General features: G+C 59.7%; 3 protein-coding genes and 1 pseudogene. All 4 read right to left on the reverse strand.

Going from position 1 to position 2,817, the window contains the following annotated elements; genetic code table 11:
- A pseudogene (locus AC0ZT5_RS34995) lies at positions 1 to 102 on the reverse strand (ribokinase); the annotation flags it as partial.
- A complete protein-coding gene (locus tag AC0ZT5_RS35000) occupies positions 99 to 968 on the reverse strand; it encodes a MurR/RpiR family transcriptional regulator (RefSeq protein ID WP_488500145.1) in 870 nt (289 codons plus the stop codon). The gene AC0ZT5_RS35000 and the pseudogene AC0ZT5_RS34995, both read right to left, overlap by 4 nt.
- Positions 965 to 1,942 (reverse strand): ABC transporter permease, encoded by a 978-nt coding sequence (locus tag AC0ZT5_RS35005; RefSeq protein WP_488500146.1) that lies wholly within the window; start codon positions 1,940 to 1,942, stop codon positions 965 to 967. The genes AC0ZT5_RS35000 and AC0ZT5_RS35005 overlap by 4 nt, the downstream gene beginning before the upstream one ends.
- 3 nt (positions 1,943 to 1,945) lie before the next feature.
- Positions 1,946 to 2,698 (reverse strand): ATP-binding cassette domain-containing protein, encoded by a 753-nt coding sequence (locus AC0ZT5_RS35010; RefSeq protein ID WP_488500147.1) that lies wholly within the window; start codon positions 2,696 to 2,698, stop codon positions 1,946 to 1,948.
- Positions 2,699 to 2,817 lie beyond the last annotated feature (119 nt).

The following is a 2,817-nucleotide window of genomic DNA, read 5'->3' on the forward strand; positions in this document are numbered from 1 at the left end:
ATAGCCGGTCACCGTCTCGCCCTTGCGCGGGCGATCGGGGGCGTCGATCATGATGTCGTAGTGAAGGCTGCCAACCACGGCGACGATGGGCTTGTCTGTCATGTCTGTCGCCGTTTGTTTGTGACCGCGCCCATAGTAGCTGCGAGATTTCTCTCCGCCGCCGCAAGATCGCGCTGGGCGACAGCCGCGAATACCGCGTCGAAGACCACGAGTTGGGCAATGCGGGCGGCTGCGTTCTCGCCAAGCAGCGGCGAGCCTTGCGCTGTCGAACACAGGACAACATCAGCTATCGAGGCGATTGGCGAGCCGGCGTAATTGGTAAGAACGATGATACGAGCTCCGCGTTTGCGGGCGAGTTCCAGCGGCTCGATCACAGCGGTCGTAGTGCCCGAATGCGAGAATCCTATGGCCAGATCACCGTCCGACAACAGCGCGGCCGACATCAACATCATGTGTGCGTCGTCGAATACGCTGGTGCGCACGCCTATGCGCAAAAGCTTGTGGGAAACGTCTCGGGCGATCTGCGCCGAGCCGCCAATGCCGTAGAGATCGCGCTGCCTGGCGTTGAAGATCAAGTCGGCGGCCCGCTCAAACGCCGCCGGATCGAAAATCGAAAGTGTCTCTTCAAGCGCGTGAATTGACGTGCGGAAGACCTTTTGCGCAATCTCCAAGCCGGTGTCTTCGGGTGACAATTCCTGATGAAGGTCCGCGTTTGGAAGACGGTTGTAACTGTCCAATGCAGCCCGAAAGTCCCTGAAGCCAGCGAACCCCAGCTTCTTCACTATTTTGACGACCATTGCCTCCGAGACTGCGGCGTCGTTTGCAATCGTTTTCAACGGTGTGGTCCCATCGAAATTGCGGCGTCCGAGGATCATGTCGACGACGCGAGCTTCCAGGGGGGTCAGGTGGGGCATCATCATCCTGATGCGCGGCCCCACCGTCTTGGGATCATTGAAGGAGATGTTCATTCTCGGCCTCTTGTCGCGCGATCAATCAGCATCGCGACGAGGATGATAATGCCAGTGGCGAGAAGTTGGTAGAATGCTTGCACATTCAGCAGGGTCAAACCGTTGCGAAGGCTGCCGAGGATAACGGCTCCGAGCAACGTGCCGACAATCGAACCTTTGCCGCCCATGAGCGAGGCGCCGCCAATTGCCGCCGCCGCTATGGCGTCGAGTTCCCACAGATTGCCAAGGGTAGGATCAGCTGCACCAAGGCGGCCGACCAGGATCAGGCCAGCGACAGAGGCCAGGCCACCCGAAATCACATAGCTAGCGATCTTGGTCAGCGAGACCGGCACGCCAGCAATGCGGGATGCTTCCTGATTGCCGCCGACGGCAAGGAAATATTCGCCAAGAGGTGTCTTGTTCAGCACCACCCAAATCGTCGCGGCAAGAACCGCCACGATCACCACCGGATTGGGGACACCGAAAATGGTTGAGTTGGTCAGGGCTCGATACGCAGGTGGTATGCCAAAGATCGGATTACCACCCGTGTAGATGAGCGAAATAGCCCGATAGAGAGATAAGGTCCCGAGCGTGACGATAAACGGCTGAAGGCCACCGAATGCGACAAGCGCCCCATTGATCGCACCTGCAGCCATGCCAAAAATCAGTGCAGCCGGAATCGCCAATGCAATCGGCACGCCTGCTGCCATCAGGACAGCGACCGTCACCGCTGCGATCGCGGCCGTTGGCCCAACAGAGAGATCGATGCCACCTGCGATGATGACCAGAGTCATGCCCAGTGCCACGCAGGCGTTGATCGACGATTGCTGCAGGATATTGAGTATGTTCGGTTCGGTCAGAAAATTCGGGCTGAGGATCGAGAAGACGACGACGATCGCGACCAGTCCAAGCAATGTCCCCGCGTCGCGAATGCCGACCGGCAGGGCAAACCTTTTCTGATTCATGGGCACGGCGGGAGTGTTCGAAGCGGACATGATTTAAGACCTTGAAACGGAGGGGGCTTGAGGTGACGATTGCGGCACGGCCAGTGCAACGATGGCCTCTTCGGTGAGGCTGTCTCTCTCCAGCACGCCTGCGATGCGCCCTTCGCGCATGACGAGAACCCGATCGGCGACCCGGAGAATTTCGGGTAGCTCTGACGACACAACGATCATTGAGCGACCCTCGGCGGCCAATCGTTCGATCAGCGCATAGATCTCTGCCTTCGCACCCACATCGATACCGCGTGTTGGCTCATCAAAGAGCAGGATTTGAGCTCCTGCCGCGATCCAGCGACCGATGATGGCTTTCTGCTGGTTGCCGCCGGAAAACTGGCCGATTGGACGCTCGATGTTGAGGGGCCTGAGATTAAGGTCCCCCATGAGCGCTTGGCTCTCCTTCGCAACGGCCTTGCGGCGCACGAAACCAAACCTTGAGAAACGACCCATCGACGGTAACGCGATGTTGCTACGCACCGAGCGTCGCGCAATGATGCCTTCGCGCTTGCGCTCCTCCGGCAGAAGGCCGAACCCCGACGCGATGGCAATGCGAGGATTGCCGAGTGACAGCGCCTTGCCTTTGAGGCGGATTTCGCCAGCGTCGGGCCTATCGACGCCAGCGATCAGGCGCAGGAGTTCCGTGCGGCCCGCCCCGACCAAGCCCGATATGCCAAGCACTTCCCCGCGATGCAGCTTGAGACTGGCGTCGCGCACGGCGGTGCCGCGAGAGAGACCTGAAACTTCCAGCACCACGTCCTTTTGCGCAAACCCCTTGTGCTCGGCCGCCGCAAGCTCTCGGCCGACCATTCGAGCAATGACGGCGCTTTCGGTGGTTTCTGCCATGACCACGTCGGTTACCTTGCGACCGTCGC

Source organism: Mesorhizobium sp. CNPSo 4670 (assembly GCF_057784235.1).